The 17,458-nt window shown below is 35.6% G+C and carries 20 protein-coding genes, 3 pseudogenes and 1 other annotated feature; of the genes and pseudogenes, 18 read left to right on the forward strand and 5 right to left on the reverse strand.

Annotated features, from left to right (window positions below; translation table 11 throughout):
- The 8 genes and pseudogenes from B5D30_RS13650 to B5D30_RS07100 all read left to right on the forward strand — a co-directional run.
- Positions 1 to 591 (forward strand): annotated as a pseudogene (locus tag B5D30_RS13650) (hypothetical protein); the annotation flags it as partial.
- Complete coding sequence (locus B5D30_RS14455) at positions 489 to 728, forward strand: ribonuclease domain-containing protein (RefSeq protein WP_078807362.1); 240 nt, start codon at positions 489 to 491, stop codon at positions 726 to 728. The pseudogene B5D30_RS13650 and the gene B5D30_RS14455, both read left to right, overlap by 103 nt.
- Positions 729 to 739: 11 nt before the next feature.
- Positions 740 to 1,135 carry a barstar family protein gene (locus B5D30_RS07075; RefSeq protein WP_078807363.1) on the forward strand — a complete coding sequence of 132 codons (396 nt, stop codon included), beginning with the start codon at positions 740 to 742 and terminating at the stop codon, positions 1,133 to 1,135.
- A gap of 429 nt (positions 1,136 to 1,564) precedes the next feature.
- Positions 1,565 to 1,993 carry a hypothetical protein gene (locus B5D30_RS07080; protein ID WP_078807364.1) on the forward strand — a complete coding sequence of 143 codons (429 nt, stop codon included), beginning with the start codon at positions 1,565 to 1,567 and terminating at the stop codon, positions 1,991 to 1,993.
- The gene (locus B5D30_RS07085; protein WP_078807365.1) at positions 1,990 to 2,472 is read left to right on the forward strand and encodes a hypothetical protein; all 483 of its coding nucleotides are present in this window, start codon (positions 1,990 to 1,992) and stop codon (positions 2,470 to 2,472) included. The genes B5D30_RS07080 and B5D30_RS07085 overlap by 4 nt, the downstream gene beginning before the upstream one ends.
- Positions 2,473 to 2,627: 155 nt before the next feature.
- Entirely contained in the window at positions 2,628 to 3,068 is a 441-nt protein-coding gene (locus B5D30_RS07090; RefSeq protein ID WP_078807366.1) for a barstar family protein, read from the forward strand.
- Between the two features lie 159 nt (positions 3,069 to 3,227).
- Positions 3,228 to 3,566 (forward strand): annotated as a pseudogene (locus tag B5D30_RS07095) (IS1634 family transposase); the annotation flags it as partial.
- Between the two features lie 389 nt (positions 3,567 to 3,955).
- Positions 3,956 to 5,293, forward strand: coding sequence for a hypothetical protein (locus B5D30_RS07100; protein ID WP_234984638.1), 1,338 nt, complete (start codon positions 3,956 to 3,958; stop codon positions 5,291 to 5,293).
- A gap of 42 nt (positions 5,294 to 5,335) precedes the next feature.
- On the opposite strand, the gene B5D30_RS07105 is transcribed toward B5D30_RS07100, so the two are convergent.
- Positions 5,336 to 5,650 (reverse strand): hypothetical protein, encoded by a 315-nt coding sequence (locus B5D30_RS07105; RefSeq protein ID WP_078807369.1) that lies wholly within the window; start codon positions 5,648 to 5,650, stop codon positions 5,336 to 5,338.
- A 526-nt stretch (positions 5,651 to 6,176) separates the two neighbouring features.
- Here B5D30_RS07105 and B5D30_RS07110 point away from each other — a divergent pair.
- From B5D30_RS07110 to jag, 4 genes are all read left to right on the forward strand, one after another.
- A complete protein-coding gene (locus tag B5D30_RS07110) occupies positions 6,177 to 6,989 on the forward strand; it encodes a winged helix-turn-helix domain-containing protein (RefSeq protein WP_078807370.1) in 813 nt (270 codons plus the stop codon).
- Positions 6,990 to 7,028: 39 nt separating this feature from the next.
- Positions 7,029 to 7,241 carry a hypothetical protein gene (locus B5D30_RS07115; protein ID WP_078807371.1) on the forward strand — a complete coding sequence of 71 codons (213 nt, stop codon included), beginning with the start codon at positions 7,029 to 7,031 and terminating at the stop codon, positions 7,239 to 7,241.
- Between the two features lie 439 nt (positions 7,242 to 7,680).
- Entirely contained in the window at positions 7,681 to 8,079 is a 399-nt protein-coding gene (gene spx, locus B5D30_RS07120) for a transcriptional regulator Spx (RefSeq protein ID WP_078807372.1), read from the forward strand.
- A 170-nt stretch (positions 8,080 to 8,249) separates the two neighbouring features.
- The gene (gene jag / locus B5D30_RS07125) at positions 8,250 to 9,134 is read left to right on the forward strand and encodes an RNA-binding cell elongation regulator Jag/EloR (protein ID WP_078807373.1); all 885 of its coding nucleotides are present in this window, start codon (positions 8,250 to 8,252) and stop codon (positions 9,132 to 9,134) included.
- A gap of 79 nt (positions 9,135 to 9,213) precedes the next feature.
- Here the strand turns inward: jag and B5D30_RS07130 are convergent, their stop codons facing one another.
- A complete protein-coding gene (locus B5D30_RS07130) occupies positions 9,214 to 9,585 on the reverse strand; it encodes a DUF4828 domain-containing protein (protein WP_078807374.1) in 372 nt (123 codons plus the stop codon).
- Positions 9,586 to 9,938: 353 nt separating this feature from the next.
- On the opposite strand from B5D30_RS07130, the gene B5D30_RS07135 reads away from it, so the two are divergent.
- From B5D30_RS07135 to rplL, 6 genes and pseudogenes are all read left to right on the forward strand, one after another.
- A complete protein-coding gene (locus tag B5D30_RS07135) occupies positions 9,939 to 10,394 on the forward strand; it encodes a MarR family winged helix-turn-helix transcriptional regulator (protein ID WP_078807375.1) in 456 nt (151 codons plus the stop codon).
- A 104-nt stretch (positions 10,395 to 10,498) separates the two neighbouring features.
- Positions 10,499 to 12,655, forward strand: coding sequence for an ABC transporter ATP-binding protein (locus B5D30_RS07140; RefSeq protein WP_078807376.1), 2,157 nt, complete (start codon positions 10,499 to 10,501; stop codon positions 12,653 to 12,655).
- Between the two features lie 15 nt (positions 12,656 to 12,670).
- A complete protein-coding gene (locus B5D30_RS07145) occupies positions 12,671 to 14,533 on the forward strand; it encodes an ABC transporter ATP-binding protein (RefSeq protein WP_078807377.1) in 1,863 nt (620 codons plus the stop codon).
- A gap of 151 nt (positions 14,534 to 14,684) precedes the next feature.
- Positions 14,685 to 14,848 (forward strand): annotated as a pseudogene (locus B5D30_RS14070) (group II intron reverse transcriptase/maturase); the annotation flags it as partial.
- A gap of 90 nt (positions 14,849 to 14,938) precedes the next feature.
- Positions 14,939 to 15,064: a sequence feature (ribosomal protein L10 leader region), on the forward strand.
- 38 nt (positions 15,065 to 15,102) lie between these two features.
- Positions 15,103 to 15,606: a 50S ribosomal protein L10 gene (gene rplJ / locus B5D30_RS07150; protein WP_078807378.1), complete on the forward strand. Its 504-nt coding sequence runs from the start codon at positions 15,103 to 15,105 to the stop codon at positions 15,604 to 15,606.
- Positions 15,607 to 15,690: 84 nt separating this feature from the next.
- Positions 15,691 to 16,062: a 50S ribosomal protein L7/L12 gene (rplL, locus tag B5D30_RS07155; RefSeq protein ID WP_078807379.1), complete on the forward strand. Its 372-nt coding sequence runs from the start codon at positions 15,691 to 15,693 to the stop codon at positions 16,060 to 16,062.
- Positions 16,063 to 16,208: 146 nt separating this feature from the next.
- Here rplL and B5D30_RS14460 read toward each other — a convergent pair whose 3' ends face one another.
- From B5D30_RS14460 to cbpA, 3 genes are all read right to left on the reverse strand, one after another.
- Complete coding sequence (locus B5D30_RS14460) at positions 16,209 to 16,385, reverse strand: transposase (protein ID WP_144399526.1); 177 nt, start codon at positions 16,383 to 16,385, stop codon at positions 16,209 to 16,211.
- 12 nt (positions 16,386 to 16,397) lie between these two features.
- Entirely contained in the window at positions 16,398 to 16,535 is a 138-nt protein-coding gene (locus tag B5D30_RS13655; RefSeq protein WP_159443253.1) for a hypothetical protein, read from the reverse strand.
- A gap of 143 nt (positions 16,536 to 16,678) precedes the next feature.
- The gene (gene cbpA / locus B5D30_RS07165; protein ID WP_078807381.1) at positions 16,679 to 17,317 is read right to left on the reverse strand and encodes a cyclic di-AMP binding protein CbpA; all 639 of its coding nucleotides are present in this window, start codon (positions 17,315 to 17,317) and stop codon (positions 16,679 to 16,681) included.
- Positions 17,318 to 17,458 lie beyond the last annotated feature (141 nt).

The raw sequence follows: 17,458 nt of genomic DNA on the forward strand, positions 1-17,458 counted from the left end.
GATTTGAACAATCCTCAGCAGTTGGCGGTTTATGGTAAAAAAGTAGCCGTAATCGAAACGCGAAAACGTGGATTGGCGACTGTCAAAAAACAGTGTGAAGATAGTAAAGATAATGTTTTGGAGGATAATTCGTCCAAATATAATTTGGTACAAGTTACAGATAGTGTAGAGGAAGTTTATAAAAAATATATTGAGCTATCCAAAAAAGGTGTTCATCCTCATACAGGTAAAAAAATTAGTGACGAAGAGGCGAAAAAATTCCAATATGCAGCTTGGGCAGGCACGATTACAGATTTTGCAGGAACGGTGTATGGTGCTTACTATGTCTCTAAGGGAACTGTGGATATTAGTGGAAAAAACAAAGTCAATGGTAAAAAGACCACTAACGGACAATCTACTGGTAGGAATAGCCAATCTATTGCTCAAAAGTCGTTGAATGATTTGCCTAGCCATGTCCAAGATATTTATCAGAAGTATGAAAAAGGAGGTTGGAAAGGAAATGTAGTCGGACAAACTCAAGGAACCAAAGCAGGAAAAAATGGGGAAATAATGACGAAGTCTTGCCCAAATTGGACTCTAAAGGAAGAATAATTACGTATAAAGAATTTGATGTCAATAATTATTCTTCTCAGTTAGGTAGTCGAGATAAAGAAAGACTTGTCAGAGGGTCTGATGGTTCTGTGTATTATACAAAAGATCATTATAATTCTTTTGTTAAAATTAAGTAAAGGAGAATAAGATGAAGAACCAAATTAAAAGAATTTCTCTTCAAGAAGAAAGTAAAATCAAGTCTGAACTAAGAATAGAGGGATATTTCGTTACAGAGATAAACGCTACCGCCTTAACTGATGATAAAACTTATTTAGCGGAGATGAAAAGAGCATTTGAGTACAATGGAAATATAGAGAATTTTAATTGGTTAGATGATGTTATGACCGATTTATATTGGCTAAAAAATGATAAAGGGTATATACTGTTTATTAATAATGCTCAATCAATAGTTTATCCTTATCCTGAAAATGCTCCAAATAATTTTTCAAGAGTTTTATTTTGGATGGAATTTTGGGAAGAAGAAGTAGAAAATGTAGTTATGGGGGGGAAGAAAAAGAAATTTGATGTGTATTTGGTTTATTAAATAAAAACAATTATAATTTTAAAGTTACTACAAGGTGCAATTTGTGAGGTAGCACCTTGTAGTATTTGTAAACGAGCTATGAATTTCAGAATAATTTCTATACGACTTCTAGCAATATTCGTGTTGGAGAACGAATGACACAAGCCTAGACAATACTGGTATGTGCAAAGGCGAGGGTACGGAAAGTGAGAGGATAATAAAAACTCCCAGTTTAAAACAGAAGAACAACGGCGACAAGAAAACTTAGAGGCTGCCTTTGGCAAGCCCAATAAAGACGGTTGGTACTATATTTCAGGTTACAATGTCTACGTTGACAAAAACGGCAAAATCCGTGATAAGTATTTAGAGAATTTCTCGACAAGAAATAATGATATTTTAGAGACTCTATTTAAGGCGATAAGCGGAGAGGGCAATCCGAATACAGGTTGGTTGAAAGCAGCTCAACAGCTGTCAGCACTGGCTTTGTTGGTTCAAATGACATATAGCGGATATGGGCATATACTTGGAACTTGGAAATTGCCGCCGAGTAAGGTGAAGAAGGCTAAGAATCCGAGTGATAAGAAAGCTGGAGTTGAGCCACTGCCAAAAGAAAAAATAATGTCAAATCAAGGTAATGAATATGATTATACTCCGTTCAAAAATCATAAGCATGGAAAACCCGGGGAAAATCCGATAAAATCAGAACCAAATTCTTCAATGGATATTTATGATAAGAATGGGAATCATGTTCAACGACGTTGGTATGACAAAAACGGGGATGTTTACAGAGATTTAGACTTAACTAACCATGGAAATTCTAAAAAGCATCCAGAATATCCCCATGAACATTTATGGAAAGATGGTGTCAGAGGAAAATGATAGGAATTAGTATAGAAAGATTAAAACATAACTATATTCTTAATTTCCTAGATATTCTCACTCCTACGAGAGAGATTATTTCAAAATTTAATTGGGGTATTTCTCTAGAGTGGGAAAATGAAGAGTGGGAGAGTATATTTGAATCCAGTATGTTTTTGACACAAAAATATGTGTTTGTTGAGGGAGAAAAACTTATCGAGATTATGGAAAATAAGGAAATACAATTTATTTGGTCTGTTTTTTCAGCTTTTCCAAAAAGTATTTCTGTTGATAGGATAATGTCTGTACCACTTCCTTTTGTAGAATATAATGAGAAAAATGGTTATTCTATTTACTATGAAACCCCAGTCCTTATTCAGCATGCCTTAGCTGAAAAGGAAATAGTAGTATTTGATTCCTCTTATGTATATATTATAGAGCGAGAAGAAGAACTAATTCCTCAATTGAAAAGTGTTTATAAAGATTATGAACGGCTGTGATAGATTTTTCCTACTAAAAAAGAGATACCAATTTCTCTCTGCTGGCGAAATATATACGACAGTAGTTCTCGGACGGATTATAAAAATTAATTAGTATTTAATTCTTGTTGTAGCGATATATATTTTGCTACAACAAGAATGTTAGAAGGTGAAACGTGAAAAACCAAATTTTTAGAATATCCAAGGAAGAAAAAGAAGAACTAAAAAATAAACTACTTAAGGAAAAGTATTTTGTTTCAGAAATAGAGAGTGAGGTTTTAAAGGATAATACTTCATTTTTAACCAAATTTTCTAAAGAATTTTGTTTTCCTTATGTAGTTACAAACTTCAATGCTTTAAATGACTATATGATGGACTTAGACTGGTTGAATAATGAGCTAGGATATGTATTAATAATTAATAACTTTAATAAAATAAGTTGTACTTCTTACAATGATACCATTGCGATAGCGGAGTCAAACTTTTCAGGTATGATACGCTGGCTATACTACTGGGAAGAGGAGATTACAAGAGTTACAGGGTATTGGAATGAAGAAAAACAAATTTTTGAGAACGGAATGTCTCCTAGGAAATTTGATATTTATTTAGTAGATTAACTCTATAAATTTCAAGTGGCTATAAAAAATATAGTACTAACCGTCTTCGTAAAATCCAATAAAGACGGTTGGTACTATGTTTCAGGTTACAATATCTACGTTGACAAAAACGGCAAAATCCGTAATAACTATTTAGAGAATTTCTCGACAGGAAATAACGATATCGAAGAAACCTTTCGAATCATGAAAAGTGAATTTAAAGCTCGCCCTGTTCATCTTAGTCGTGATGATAGGATTCAAGCACATTTCATTACTTGTTTTATTTCGATAACGATTTTCCGTATTCTTGAGAAACTTCTTCACGAGCAATTTTCGTCACATGATATTATTACAACGTTAAAAGAAATGAATTTCTTAAATGTACATGGGGAAGGTTATATTCCAACGTACGCACGCACTGAGTTAACGGACAAATTACACGAACAAGCTGGTTTTCATACCGATTTTCAGCTACTTTCACAAAAAAATTTAAAAAATATTTTTAAACATATCGAATAAGAAAAAGTACGTAGTTTTTCGTGCGAGAAAACATCCCTACAAACGAAGTATAGCAAGGTTTGTAGGGATTTTATGGTTTGTCAACTGTTAAACTTGGGATTATAACTTAGTTAGGGATATATTTCAAGTTAGTGTTAGATAGATTGTGATATTCTTCGTTAGAATCATTTTTATCCCTTATTCTCATAATACCAACCATACGAAAAAACAAGCAAAAAGAGAATTTTACAAAAAACATGGTTTTAACTGTCAAACGGAAAATATTTTGTTATAATTATGTTAGAAAAGAATGAAAAATAAAAAAGAGATACATTGTCGCAGATAAGATTGTGTGATAGTGAGGGCGAGTCAAGTTTTTTTACCTTGTCAAAGTGAAGAAAGGGGTGTTCATGATGAAAACTCAAAAGAAAATTTATATGGTTGCACAATATATTGATTATCATCTGGATGAATTGCAAACTTCGATTGCAGATTGGATGATTTTGATCCGTGTGTTAAGTGAGCCAGCGACTTTTCAAATCAATCAGGAAAATGCAAGAAAATTTGATGTTGAAGAAGTCATTAGTCGGATAGAACACGTGTCAATGGAGGATGATTTTTGGTGGCGAATCACAGGAGATGCTGGTGAATTTCAAGTTCATGTTTACAAAGGAACATTGTTTTTTAGAAATTTGTTTTTTGATGAAGTTTTCTTTCAAAACGAACCGATGATTTTTGATTATTTTGACCATCGTATGAGCGAACACGGACTTTATGGTTATTTGAGAAGTTATGATGAATACCTTTATAGCAATACTTCTCGATTAGAAGATAGGGCGATATTTGAAGAAGAAGAAATTACGGAAAAATTGCCAAAAATGTATAACCGTCATCAGCGTTTGATTGTCGATTGCAATCAGTTGGCAGGATATGATACGTTTTTTAAAGGCTTGTGCTTGACGAGTTGTTGGAAGATGTATTTTAGTAAGTACTACTACAATGTCATTCCACGACCAATTTTGGAGGAAGTGCAACAAGTGGAGGAAATTGAAACGCTAGAAAATGACGTGATGAAAATTTCACTTTATAAAAATCCAAATAATTGGCAGCATGAGGCGAATCAAAAATCTCAGCGACTGTTTCGTGACCAAATTGGTGTTGACGGTTTGGCATGGAGTAATGGTGTGGGCATTTTGCGTGAGCCGTTTATCGAGTATGCTTTTACGGATAATATCGTGCATACGGTGCAATACCAAAACCAGCAAGGACAGCCGATTGAGAAGAAGAAGGCAACACATTTTGTCACACGCACCTTTGATTTTTTACATGATGATTATCGTGAGCAACGAATGTTTGGTACGCTTAATTCACAAGCATTTTTCCCTTGGGTAGATGATGCGGGGCGAAAAATGATGAATTATCGTGTGTTAAATCCTAGCTTGACCTTAGATGAGGGAGCGAGTGCATATGAATTTTACATTCGTGAGTTTTTAGAAGTAGAACTTGAGGATGATAAAGAATACGAGCATTATACCTCTGTTTTGCGTTTCTACGTGCCGAAACACAATATTCAGAAGTTACCTATTGAGGAACTAAAACAACGCTTAGAGGACGTTTCTTTCACCGAATTGAAGAACAAAACAGAATATCCGTCTTATGACTTGAAAAAAGGAAAAAATCATTTAAGAATTATTTTCTTCGATTACGAACAATTAGATTTCCTACACAAAGTCAACCGTGCAGAATAAAAAAACTCTCCTAGATACCAAAATGCGGTTCTAGGAGAGTTTTTAATTCAAATCTTCAAATTCATGTGTTAACTCAATGTAGCGAGCATATAAATCATCTAGTATAAGATTGTCTTGTATTTTATCTCGATAAGTTGCAAGTGCGTTTGAGAACGTTTCGTCTAGCTCGTTTCCCTCCACACGACGCTCACTAACATCACTTAACGCATCAAATTCAATCTCCTCTTGATTTTCCAGATTTGCAACAGCCTGCAACGTTTCCTGCTCGGACAAAAAATCTGCCACAGCATCTGAAAACTGAATTTTTATTTCGACAAGCTGTTGCTCTAGCGATTCATATTCCATCCAATTATCCAAGATTTCACCTCTAAAAAAATAGTCTCACTCTATTCTCTCAAAAAAAAGGGAAAATTTCAATGGGAAAGTATTTTCTTAAGGAAGCGGTTTTAATATTTTGAGAAATTTTCAATAAACATAGTGTAACAGCAAGGTTTATCAAAGCAAAAATCGGTAGTGACAAGGATAGAAAGAAAACGTGTTTATAAAATTTGTCCAAATTTTCGTCAATTTTTGTTTAATTAATCCCCTTTTAGCAAGAAAAAAATGTGAGTTGTTTGAAAAAAAACATAAAAGGATATATAATTGCAGACATAATGAGATTTCGTTCATGAAAATTTTAGAGAGTATGTTACAAATCTTGTGAAAAGATTCAAAAAAATAAGATTATGCCCCAACTAAGCAAGAGTATGAAGGAGAACCATGCTCATAACCATAATCTCACAAGAACAGGTGGAAATCTTGACGAAGTCAAATTATACAATGCGTTAGCGAAGTAGCTAAGCGTATTCTTCTATAAGAATCAAAAAAATAAGGAGTGAGGAAAATGAAGAAAAAACTTATTATTCTTTCTGATTTGCAGGAGGAGTTGCATAGCCTGATGCTTGAGTTAGTAGCAAAGGGCTTTGAAGTGATGATAAGTGAAACTGAATTAGAAGAATGTTTAAAAGGAAACTTTGATTTTATTCGCCGTTTTGATATTCTATTGTTTGATAGTGTTTCCTATAATAAATTGCCAAAGGAGAACCTTGCGAATTTGCAAAAGCAAAGCAAGCCAATCGCTGTTTTTTCAATAAAGGAAACATTGAATGGAGATTATCATTATTTGTTCTCTTTGTTAAAAACAGAAAAAGAAATAGTGAACTATCTTTCTCTTTTACTAAACGACGAACAGGAAGAGGAGAAGTATTCTGCCAAAGAGTTTGAAGACGACAAGTATAAGCTAAAGGCATTGTTCAATACTCCAGAAGTAAGTGCGTCGGTGTATAGATACTATGATATGCCAGAGAGTATTCCAAATTATTCTATGCCTGAAAGGAATGATGAAAAATATTCGATTGAAATTTACGACAATAACTTGATTGTCAATGGTTTTCCAATCAGATTGTCTAAGAAGGAAAGCCAAGTACTAGAAAGCGTTGTCAATGCCAATCATGATATTATTTGTAATGAACAGCTATTTGAAAAAGTATGGAACAAAAAATATGATGATAGCAAACAACCGTTTCTAAGCAATTTGATTTTAAAAATTCGTCGAAAAGTAAGGGAAGAATATGGAACGATAGATTCCATTATTTTGAATCAAAAAGGAAAAGGGTACCAGTTGAACGAGAAATTTTCAATAAAGAAAACAGATTGATTTCTGAAAGAAACTTTTGTTAATGAGAGGTAAGTAGCTATGGAAGTGAAAATAGGGAAATTATACCGTTGTCATGCAATCGGTGTGGACGGTGAAATTACAGGGGAAGTTATGAGTATATACGATCGTGTACTCGTGGTGAAAGTGGAAAAATGTTCTTCAGCAGATGAACGAGTGATAGTTGACAAGTTAAATCTTGTAGTGGTCAAAAAAAATGACGTTCTCTCGGAGATAAAAACGAAAGCGGGTTAGGTTAGCATAATAGGTTGGGATAATATTTCATTTACATTCTAAAAATGATTTTTCAAAAGAATGTGCGAAGTATTGTCCGAGCCTCTTTTGTTTGGAAAAATCAAAATGTTAATTTTTGAAAAAACAAACCCTTTACATTTTTAAAAAATTGAAAAAATCTTTGAGGTGAGGAAATTTTTTCATGAAATTTGTAATAAAATTGAAAAAGGTATTGTATTTTCTCGCGTTTCCATTATACTTAATAAATGAGTGTGAGGGGAAAAGGAACAACTTCATTTGATAGAGTATTTTAGAGGTATCCTTAATGGATTTATTATGACCTTAGAATATTCTTGTAAACTATTATCTCAAAAAAGGTCTGTTGGGAAATGATGACACTTTATTCACGTAAAGAAACAATTAGGAGGACCAAAAAAATAAAAGGGAGAGATTTCAAAAAATGATTACATTATTTAGTTCACCAAGTTGTACGAGTTGTAGAAAGGCTCGGAATTGGTTTGATGGACATGGTATTGAGTATAAGGAACGCAATATTATGTCTAGTCCAATTAAAAAAGAGGAGCTACGGAAGATTTTATCCTTGTCCTTAGAAGGAACAGAGGATATTATTTCGACACGTTCAAAAGTGTTTCAAAAGTTGAACGTGGATTTAGAAGAAATGTCGCTCTCGCAATTACTAGAGCTTGTTGAAAAGCATCCAAGCCTTTTACGTCGTCCGTTGATTATGGACACAAAACGCTTGCAAATTGGCTTTAACGAAGATGAAATTCGTGCCTTTTTGCCAAGAGACGTTCGCAAAATGGAATTACGACACGCACAAATGATGGCTGGGATTTAAAGAGTTGGAGATTACACCCTTTTGTTTGAGAGGGTGTATTTTTTGGGGGAGTTGTTGTAGAAATACACACCTTCTTTCCTTATCCTCTTTACCAATTCTTAAATCTTTAGTATAATAGCTAAGTAACGAGTATTTGGTGGAGAATCCACAGACGAAGGAGGAAATTCGATATGGCGATTTTTAAAGGACGCACAGTCGAAGAAGCGATTGAGAGAGGTTTGAAAGAACTTGGGATTTCAAAAGAAAAAGCTCATGTTCATATCAAACAAACAGAGAAGAAAGGATTCTTAGGCTTTGGCAGAAAACTTGCTGAGGTAGAGATTGACGGGATTGCAGAGGACGTAATCATGCAGGCAGACCGCCATGCTGTTCGTGGTGTGCCAGACGAAATTCGTGCTCAAGCAGAACCAGTAAAAAGTGCAAGTGAAGCAACGGTAGAGCTTTCTAAAGTAGTCTCAGCAGTGAAACAGGCAGAAGAAGGAGACGCAAAGAAAAATTCGTCAAAGTCTGAAGTAGGTGCTGACAAACTTGCTGCAACAGTACCTACGGAGCTTGCAAGTGAAGGAAATGAATTTTTAGAGAATCTTGACGAAAAAACAACGCTTGCAGAGCTTGCGAAATATTTGACGAAAATTACAAAGGAATTGGGTGCACCTGCATTGGTGAAAATTTCTCGTGATTCCACAGGTGTTGCAACGTTGAGTTTAGAAAGCACAAAGCAAGGGATTTTGATTGGAAAACACGGAAAAATCCTAAATAGCTTGCAATATTTATCGCAAGTGTTTGTGCATAGAGTGGCAGAGGGGAAAGTTTCCGTCATTATCAATGTTGGCGATTATCGTGAAAAACGAAAAGAGGTTTTAACTCGATTGGCAAAACGTACAGCTGAAAATGTGAAACGTACAGGTCAACCAGTATTCCTTGAGCCAATGCCTGCATTTGAACGCAAGCAAATTCATGCAGCTTTAGCAAAAGATCCATATATTAGCACACACTCAGAAGGGGATGACCCTTATCGTTATCTGGTTGTGGAAAAAAGTGGACGTAGGATATAGAGAAATAGTGAAATAACCAAAAACACACTTCTAATTGAACGTATAGTAGTTCAAATGGAAGTGTGTTTTTGCCTGAAAATTAGCCAATTCTTTTCAAAATCGCAATCGACTCCTCTGCCTCATCGCTCAGCGAAATCGGTGTTTTCTCGTCTGCGTGAATGGTGATTTGATAACCATATTTATCTTGAACAACGAGTTTGTGATCGTCAATCGTCAGAATTTTTCCGTCCATTGCAATATTATCAATTGTAATGTTCAAGGAATCTGTGATTTCTAAAATATGTGTTGTTTTTCTTGTAACGCTTGGTGCAGAAAAACTGAAACGTCCGACATATTTATCTTTGAAATTTTCTTGACGCACTTTTTTTTCACGTTTTTTCTGATACAAAAGTGAGCTCATCGCACCTGTAATAACAGAAGCACTCAAAAGTGCAAGCCAGCCTTTTCTCATTTTTTCTCCACCTAACTAAATAATCTGATAGAAAAAATAATACCATAGTTTAAAGCAAAATATTTTGATAAACTCTATTTGTAAAAGAAACGTAATTTATTTTATAAGAAAACTTAAAAATCGCTCCAATTGTCGCTTATTTTCTTTGTGGAATTTCCATATTTGTTGCTAGATTTCAAAAGCATTTTGTTAGCTAATCGCTTTAAATCGTTGTCAAACTGTTCAATTTTTTCAGCTTTTATTTTTTTGGTACCTTTTTATTGACAATTTTATTTACTAGTAATAATATTTAATAGTGTTAATAATTATCAAAGGTAAATAAAAAATATTCGCTCAAAAAAGAGGTGAGAAAAATGAGCTATGTAGAAGAATCGGCAAGAGAGCTTGTTGATTTATTCATTAATCATCGGAACAATGCGTTTCGGCGAATGGATAAAAGTTCACGTGGAGAACTTGTGGTGTTGAAATTTCTTGCACAATCTCCGCCACTTGCACCGCCAAAGCAAGCTCCACCGTCTATTACGCCAAAAATGATAGCGGAAATGATGAATGTTTCCAAGCCAAGAATTGCACTTATTTTGAACGCTTTGGAGAAAAAAGGTGAAATTTTACGCAAACCGTCTAAAACAGATAGGCGACAAGTCCTAGTTTCGATTACTGAAAAAGGTATTCTTCGAGTGAACGAAAGTAAAAATGAATGGCGAGAAACGTTGTACAAAGTCTTTGAAGAAATGGGTGAAGAAGATACAAGGAAATTTATTGAACTCATCCAGCAATTTATGACAAGCTATAAAAATCATGAGAAATAAATCAAAACGCTTAACAATTAACCTAGGTATAATATACAATTAGTTAGGTGAAATTTACGAAGTAAAAAATCAAGAGCGTAGTGAGACAAAGAAAGGAATAAAGCATGAAAATTTTTGGTTATCTAAAAAAATATTGGTATGCCGTACTGATTGCGGTTGTCTTGCTTATTGTGCAAGCACACAGTGATTTAAGTTTGCCAAATTTGACAAGTGACATCGTGGATGTAGGGATTATGCAAGGAGGAGTGGAGGATGCGACACCTAAAAAAATCCGCTCAACTTCTATGCAAGCTCTTGAATTGTTTATGACGGATAAAGAAGTCAAAACAGTGGAGGACAATTACAAATTAAGTGGAGATAAAAAAACTTATACACTTGATTTGCAAAAAGGAGAAACAAGCGAGAAACTCTCAAAAATTATGAGTTTGCCAATGGTGATGGTCGCAGAAACGGCAAAATTAAAAGATGAAAAAACGAATTTGACCGCTTTGATGAAAGCTTATCAAGCTGGCATGATGAAAAAAGAACAATTCATCGAAATGCGTGATAAAGCGAAAGAAAAAATGGGTGACTTGTCTGAAAGCTCTATGCAACAAGTTGGCGTGCAATTTGTTCGTAGCGAATACAAAGCGTTAGGCGAAAATACGAAAAAAATTCAAAATGACTATATGTGGTCAACAGGGTTGAAAATGATTGGTTTGACGCTACTTTCAGTTGTAAGTTCCATTTTAGTGGCATTGATTGCCTCTTATGTGGCGGCGAGTATCTCAAGAGATTTGCGTGTTCGTCAATACGAGCGAACGCTTGAGTTTTCAAATGCTGAAATGGATAAATTTTCTGCAGCCTCATTGATTACACGGAACACGAATGATATTCAGCAAATTCAAATGGGGCTTGTCATGGCAATGCGTTTAGTGTTGTATGCACCGATTTTGGGTATCGGTGGAATTTACAATGTATGGAAAACAGGTACAGGTATGGGATGGATTGTAGGTCTCGCCGTGGGTCTTGTATTGGTTTTAGTCTTGGTATTGCTCGGAACGACGATGCCAAAATTCAAGTCGTTGCAAAAATTAGTTGACCGAGTAAACCTTGTTTCTCGAGAAATTTTGACAGGACTTCCAGTTATTCGTGCGTTTAGTCGTGAAAAATTTGAGGAAAAACGTTTTGATGCGGCGAATACTGATTTGATGAAAACGCAATTGTTTGTCAATCGTGCGATGAGTTTGATGATGCCGTTGATGATGTTATTGATGAACGGAATTTCAGTGTTAATTGTCTGGGTTGGCGGACACAATATGGAAAAAGGCGAGCTTCAAGTTGGGGATATGATGGCATTCTTGACGTATACAATGATGATTGTCATGGCATTTATGATGCTTTCTATGGTGTCAATTATTTTGCCACGTTCAAACGTTGCGGCAGTTCGTGTGGAAGAAGTATTAGCTACCACACCGACGATTACGAGCAAGGAAGTTGTGCGTGATGATGAAAAAGAATTTGCTGGTGAAGTGAAATTTGAAGGCGTAACATTCCATTTTCCAGATGCGAAAGAAGATGTGTTGCACCACATTAATTTCACAGCGAAAACAGGGCAGACGACTGCTTTGATTGGCTCAACAGGTTCAGGAAAATCTACGATTGTCAATCTTGTTCCTCGTTTGTACGATGTGACAGGTGGGCGAATTACGATTGATGGCGTGGATATTCGTGATTTGAGCTTGCATAAATTGCATGAATTGATTGGTTTTGTACCGCAAAAAGGAATGCTCTTTTCTGGTGATATAGCTTCAAATATTAAGTTTGGCGATGCTGAAATTAGTGATGAAGAAATGAAAAAAGCAGCTGAAATTGCACAGGCAACAGAATTTATTTCACAAAGTGAGGAAGGATTTGAACGCTCCATTTCCCAAGGTGGAACAAATGTCTCAGGTGGGCAAAAACAACGTTTGTCTATCGCTCGTGCAATTGCGAAGAAACCCAAAATCATGATTTTTGATGATAGTTTTTCAGCACTTGACAACAAAACGGATGTGGCTTTAAGAAAAGCTCTGGCTGAAAATGTAAAAGATGCAACGATGATCATTGTTGCACAAAAAATTTCCACCATTCTTCATGCTGACCAGATTGTCGTATTAAACGAAGGGCGTGTTGTTGCGACAGGGACACATGAGGAATTGATGCAAACGAGTGAAACCTATCAAGAAATTGCGAAAAGTCAGCTGAATAATTCAGAGCTTGGCATTGAAGAAGCGGAGTAGAAAGGGGCGAAAAACATGAGTAAAGAAACAACAACACAACATAAAGCCCCACAAGGACGAGGCGGATTTGGCCCAATGGGCGGTATGCAAGGAAGTGTCGAAAAGGCAAAGGATTTTAAAGGAACACTGAAAAAATTACTCGCCTATATCGGTTCATATAAGATTGCTGTAATCTTTGTGATGATTTTTGCGATTGCCTCTACTGTTTTTACGATTTGGGGACCAAAGATTTTATCTAAGGCGATTACCGAGTTGTTTAATGGGTTAATTAAGAAATATCAAGGAACAGGCGATATTAATTTTGACAAAATTGCAGGCATTTTGATTTTCATGCTTGTTCTGTACTTGCTAAGTTCATTCTTTTCTTTTATTCAAGGATGGATTATGTCAACTATTACACAACGCATTACTTATCGCATGAGAAGAGAAATCAGCGAAAAAATCAATCGTATGCCAATGAATTATTTTGAAAGTCGTACGATTGGAGATGTATTGAGCCGTATCACGAATGATGTCGATACGCTTGGACAAAGTTTGAACCAATCTGTTACACAGCTTATTACAAGTGTTTGTACGATTATCGGTGTGGCGATTATGATGTTGACCATTAGTCCGCTTATGACAGGAATTACGATTATCATCTTACCAGTTTCTGCCATTTTGATTGCCGTTGTCGTGAAATTTTCACAAAAATATTTCCGTATTCAGCAGAAATATCTAGGTGTCATTAACGGTCAAGTCGAAGAAACAATTGGAGGACACAATATTGTCCGTTTGTTCAACGAAGAGGAAAAATCCCTTGCTGAATTTAAAAAACAAAATGATATTTTGTTCCAATCTGCATGGAAATCACAGTTTCTATCTGGGTTAATGCAACCAATCATGAACTTTGTCGGAAATCTTGGTTATGTGGCAGTTGCTATTGCTGGTGGTGTCCTTGCGTATAACGGCACGATTACAGTTGGAGATATTCAAGCGTTTATCCAATATGTTCGCAATTTCACACAACCAATTGCTCAACTTGCACAAGTTTCCAATATGTTGCAATCAATGGCAGCAGCAGCAGAACGCGTGTTTGAATTTCTTGGTGAAGAGGAAGAAGATCAATTTGCTGAAAATCCTGTGAAAATCGACAAAGCAAAAGGAACGGTTGACTTTGAACACGTGAAATTTGGTTACACACCAGAGAAGATTGTCATCAAAGACTTCAATTCTCATGTTGAGGCAGGTCAAATGGTCGCAATTGTAGGACCTACTGGAGCTGGGAAAACGACAATGGTCAAATTGCTTGAGCGTTTCTATGATGTTACCAGCGGTGCAATCAAAGTGGACGGACACAATATCCAAGATTTTAATCGTGCAGATTTGCGTGAAAATATCGGTATGGTCTTGCAAGACACGTGGTTGTTTAAAGGAACGATTATGGAAAATCTTCGCTATGGTCGTCTTGATGCAACGGATGAGGAAGTATATGCAGCAGCTAAAGCGGCACACGTTGACCACTTTATCCGCACACTTCCCGGCGGTTATGAAATGGAGTTAAACGAAGAGTCTAGCAACATTTCTCAAGGTCAAAAACAATTGCTTACGATTGCACGTGCCATTCTTGCCGACAAACCAATTTTGATTTTGGACGAGGCGACATCAAGTGTAGATACACGTACAGAAGAATTAATCCAAAATGCGATGAACAACTTGATGAAAGGCAGAACGAGCTTTGTTATCGCTCACCGTCTTTCTACAATTAAAGATGCAGATAAAATTCTCGTAATGAATCAAGGAGATATTATCGAGCAAGGCACGCACCACGAATTGCTTGACGCAGGTGGATTTTACGCTGAGCTTTATAATAGTCAATTTGAGGAAGTGGGGGAATAAGGTTTTAGAGTGGCTAGGACAAAATAGAACATTCATCTATTTTGTCCTAGCTTTTTTACATTTTTCCACACAAAAAAACTTTTCATAAATAATTATCGTTTACAATTGTTTGTTTCAAGAAAAACTGTTAATCTTTCCTTGTTATACGACACGCAAATATAAACCTCACCCCACTCTACGAGTTGAAATCCCTAAAGAAAACGGAAAATGCGTCAATTAGGCATTTTCACAGTCGTTGATAAAGTGATTTAACAACAAATATTAGGTCCGATATTTGAAAAACAATTTAGCGAGTATAGCTATGGTTTTCGTCCATAACGCAGTTGTGAAATGGCGATTATTCAAACGTTAGAGTATCACACAAAACACTTGCATTCTTTTTTTCTTCATGGTAAGATAGTTAAGGTTAAGTAATTAACTGTACCGAAGACAGTAGGTGAGGCGACTCGTAAATCCTACCGAGGACACAATATGAGAAAATCATTTGTCCCTTCATGTCTTTTTGTGTACGTGAAGTTTTTTTATTGTAAAAAATCTTCACCACAAATAAAAACGGAGGTGAAACATACATGAGCGAAGCAATTATTGCAAAAAAAGCTGCATTAGTAGAAGAAGTAGCTGGTAAATTTAACAATGCAACTTCTGTTGTTATCGTAGATTCACGTGGTTTAACCGTAGAACAAGATACTGTTTTGCGTAAAAACTTGCGTGAAGCTGGCGTTGAATTGAAAGTAATCAAAAACTCTATTCTACGTCGTGCTGCTGAAAAAGCTGGATTGTCTGGTCTTGACGAAGTATTCACAGGACCAACTGCAGTTGCGTTTTCAAATGAAGATGCTGTTGCACCAGCGAAAATCATCAACGATTTTGCAAAAGAAGCAGAAGCACTTGAAATCAAGGGTGGTGTTGTGGAAGGAAAAGTTTCTTCAAAAGAAGAAATTATCTCTCTTGCAAAACTTCCAAACCGCGAAGGTTTGCTTTCTATGCTTTTATCAGTTCTTCAAGCTCCTGTACGCAACGTGGCATATGCTGTCAACGCTGTGGCAGAAAGCAAAGAAGGCGAAGCTGCATAATTTCTATGCAGGAAAAATTTGTTGCGTAAGTGCAACACCATTTATTGAAATAAAACAATTAACTTAAAACGGAGGAATTTTACAATGGCATTAAACATTGAAAACATCGTTGCTGAATTAAAAGAAGCAACTATCTTAGAATTGAACGACTTAGTAAAAGCTATCGAAGAAGAATTTGGTGTATCTGCGGCTGCTCCTGTAGCTGTAGCTGCTGCTGGTGGAGAAGCTGCTGGTGGAGCTGAACAAACTGAATTCACAGTTGAATTGACTGAAGCTGGTGGAACTAAAGTGAAAGTGATCAAAGCAGTTCGTGAAGCAACTGGTCTTGGTTTGAAAGAAGCAAAAGAATTAGTTGATGGTGCTCCATCTGCAATCAAAGAAAATGTTTCTAAAGAAGAAGCTGAAGCATTGAAAGCTGCTCTTGAAGAAGCTGGTGCTGTGGTTACACTTAAATAATCGGTGTATAAATATAGGTAAACTACAATTTGTGGTTTGCCTTTTTATTTTGACAATTGATATCTTCTCATGTTTATACTAAACGAATTCTAAAAAAACACTCTCATCCACTGTCGATAACAAATACTCTTAATCATTTCGTTTTTTTAATTCTTTATCGTCTCGCAAAGTTGAACTATCACCTCCTCTAAGGAGTTAAAAATCCGATTGTTCCATCCAATCTCTCTTATTTTCGCCCACACTTGTTCAATCGGATTCATCTCAGGTGTATATGGTGGAATAAATAAAATTTTGATGTTTTCTGAATCATCTATTTTTTGGATTTATGCCAAATTTCATTCTCGCAAATCAATAAGTAAGTCCGTCTCCAAGACAATAACCATAAGCCTTAGAACAATCTTTTTATCTTTTTCTTGTTTGATGAGTCGGCTTGCTTCTTGAATTTGTTCGCCTGTAATATTATGTTTAGTCATAAGATAATTATACTACGGTTTATGTTTTTTTTAGAATTCTTTTAGTATCAAACCAAACAACAGAAAAAAACGCAAGAAACCAACATCATTTTCTAAAAGGTTCATTTCATGCGTTTTTTTATTTTTAAAGTCTTTTGTTACGACTATTTCTCTAAAACCTCAACTTCTACCACTTTAAACGATTTTTTTTCAAGTTTTTCTATAATCGCATCAACGGTTTCTTTTGCGGTATCTGCCGGAAGTGTGAAAATGGTACGTCGAATGTATTCATCTTTTCCGATGTCAAGCGTGATACAGCTGGCAATAGAGGCATATTTGGCGATAATTTTACTCATAGTTGCCAGATCTCCTTGGATACCCGTAGAGGCAACGGTCAAGACATAACGTCCTTCTTGTATATTCCAGCTTTGTGAGAGCATATTGAGCAAAGCGGAGTGTGTTAAAATACCGTAAAACTCATCTTCATCGTTTAAAACAGCGATATAAGGTAATTCCTTGATAGTGAAGAATACTTTGAAAAAGGAAGAAGAAAGATGAATAGTCTTCGTTTCGTTTTTCAAAAGATGAGTAACGGGAACATCCATTGCACCGCCCTCAGATTTATGCTTATAAATGTGCATTTTGTAGATATTTCCTAGAAATTTTTTCCCTGTTTCATCAAGTATCGGCACGCAGCGGAAACCAGATTCCTCTAAAATTTGAAGTGCCGCTTCAAGTGTAGTGTCCTCTGTAATCGTTGTCAGCACTTCTTTTTTTGTTACAATTGTTTTGAGAAGTAACATGATAATTCCCCCTTGTGATATAGGTATTTTGTTTTTTTATCATCTCAGTTTTATTTTAACACAAGATAAATAAAACTGCCTAATGTTATTTGAAATGATTTTTTATTCCTTCATGGAAACTCTGTTATAATAGTATTGATA

The organism is Pilibacter termitis, from assembly GCF_900167335.1.
Lineage (GTDB): Bacteria > Bacillota > Bacilli > Lactobacillales > Streptococcaceae > Pilibacter > Pilibacter termitis.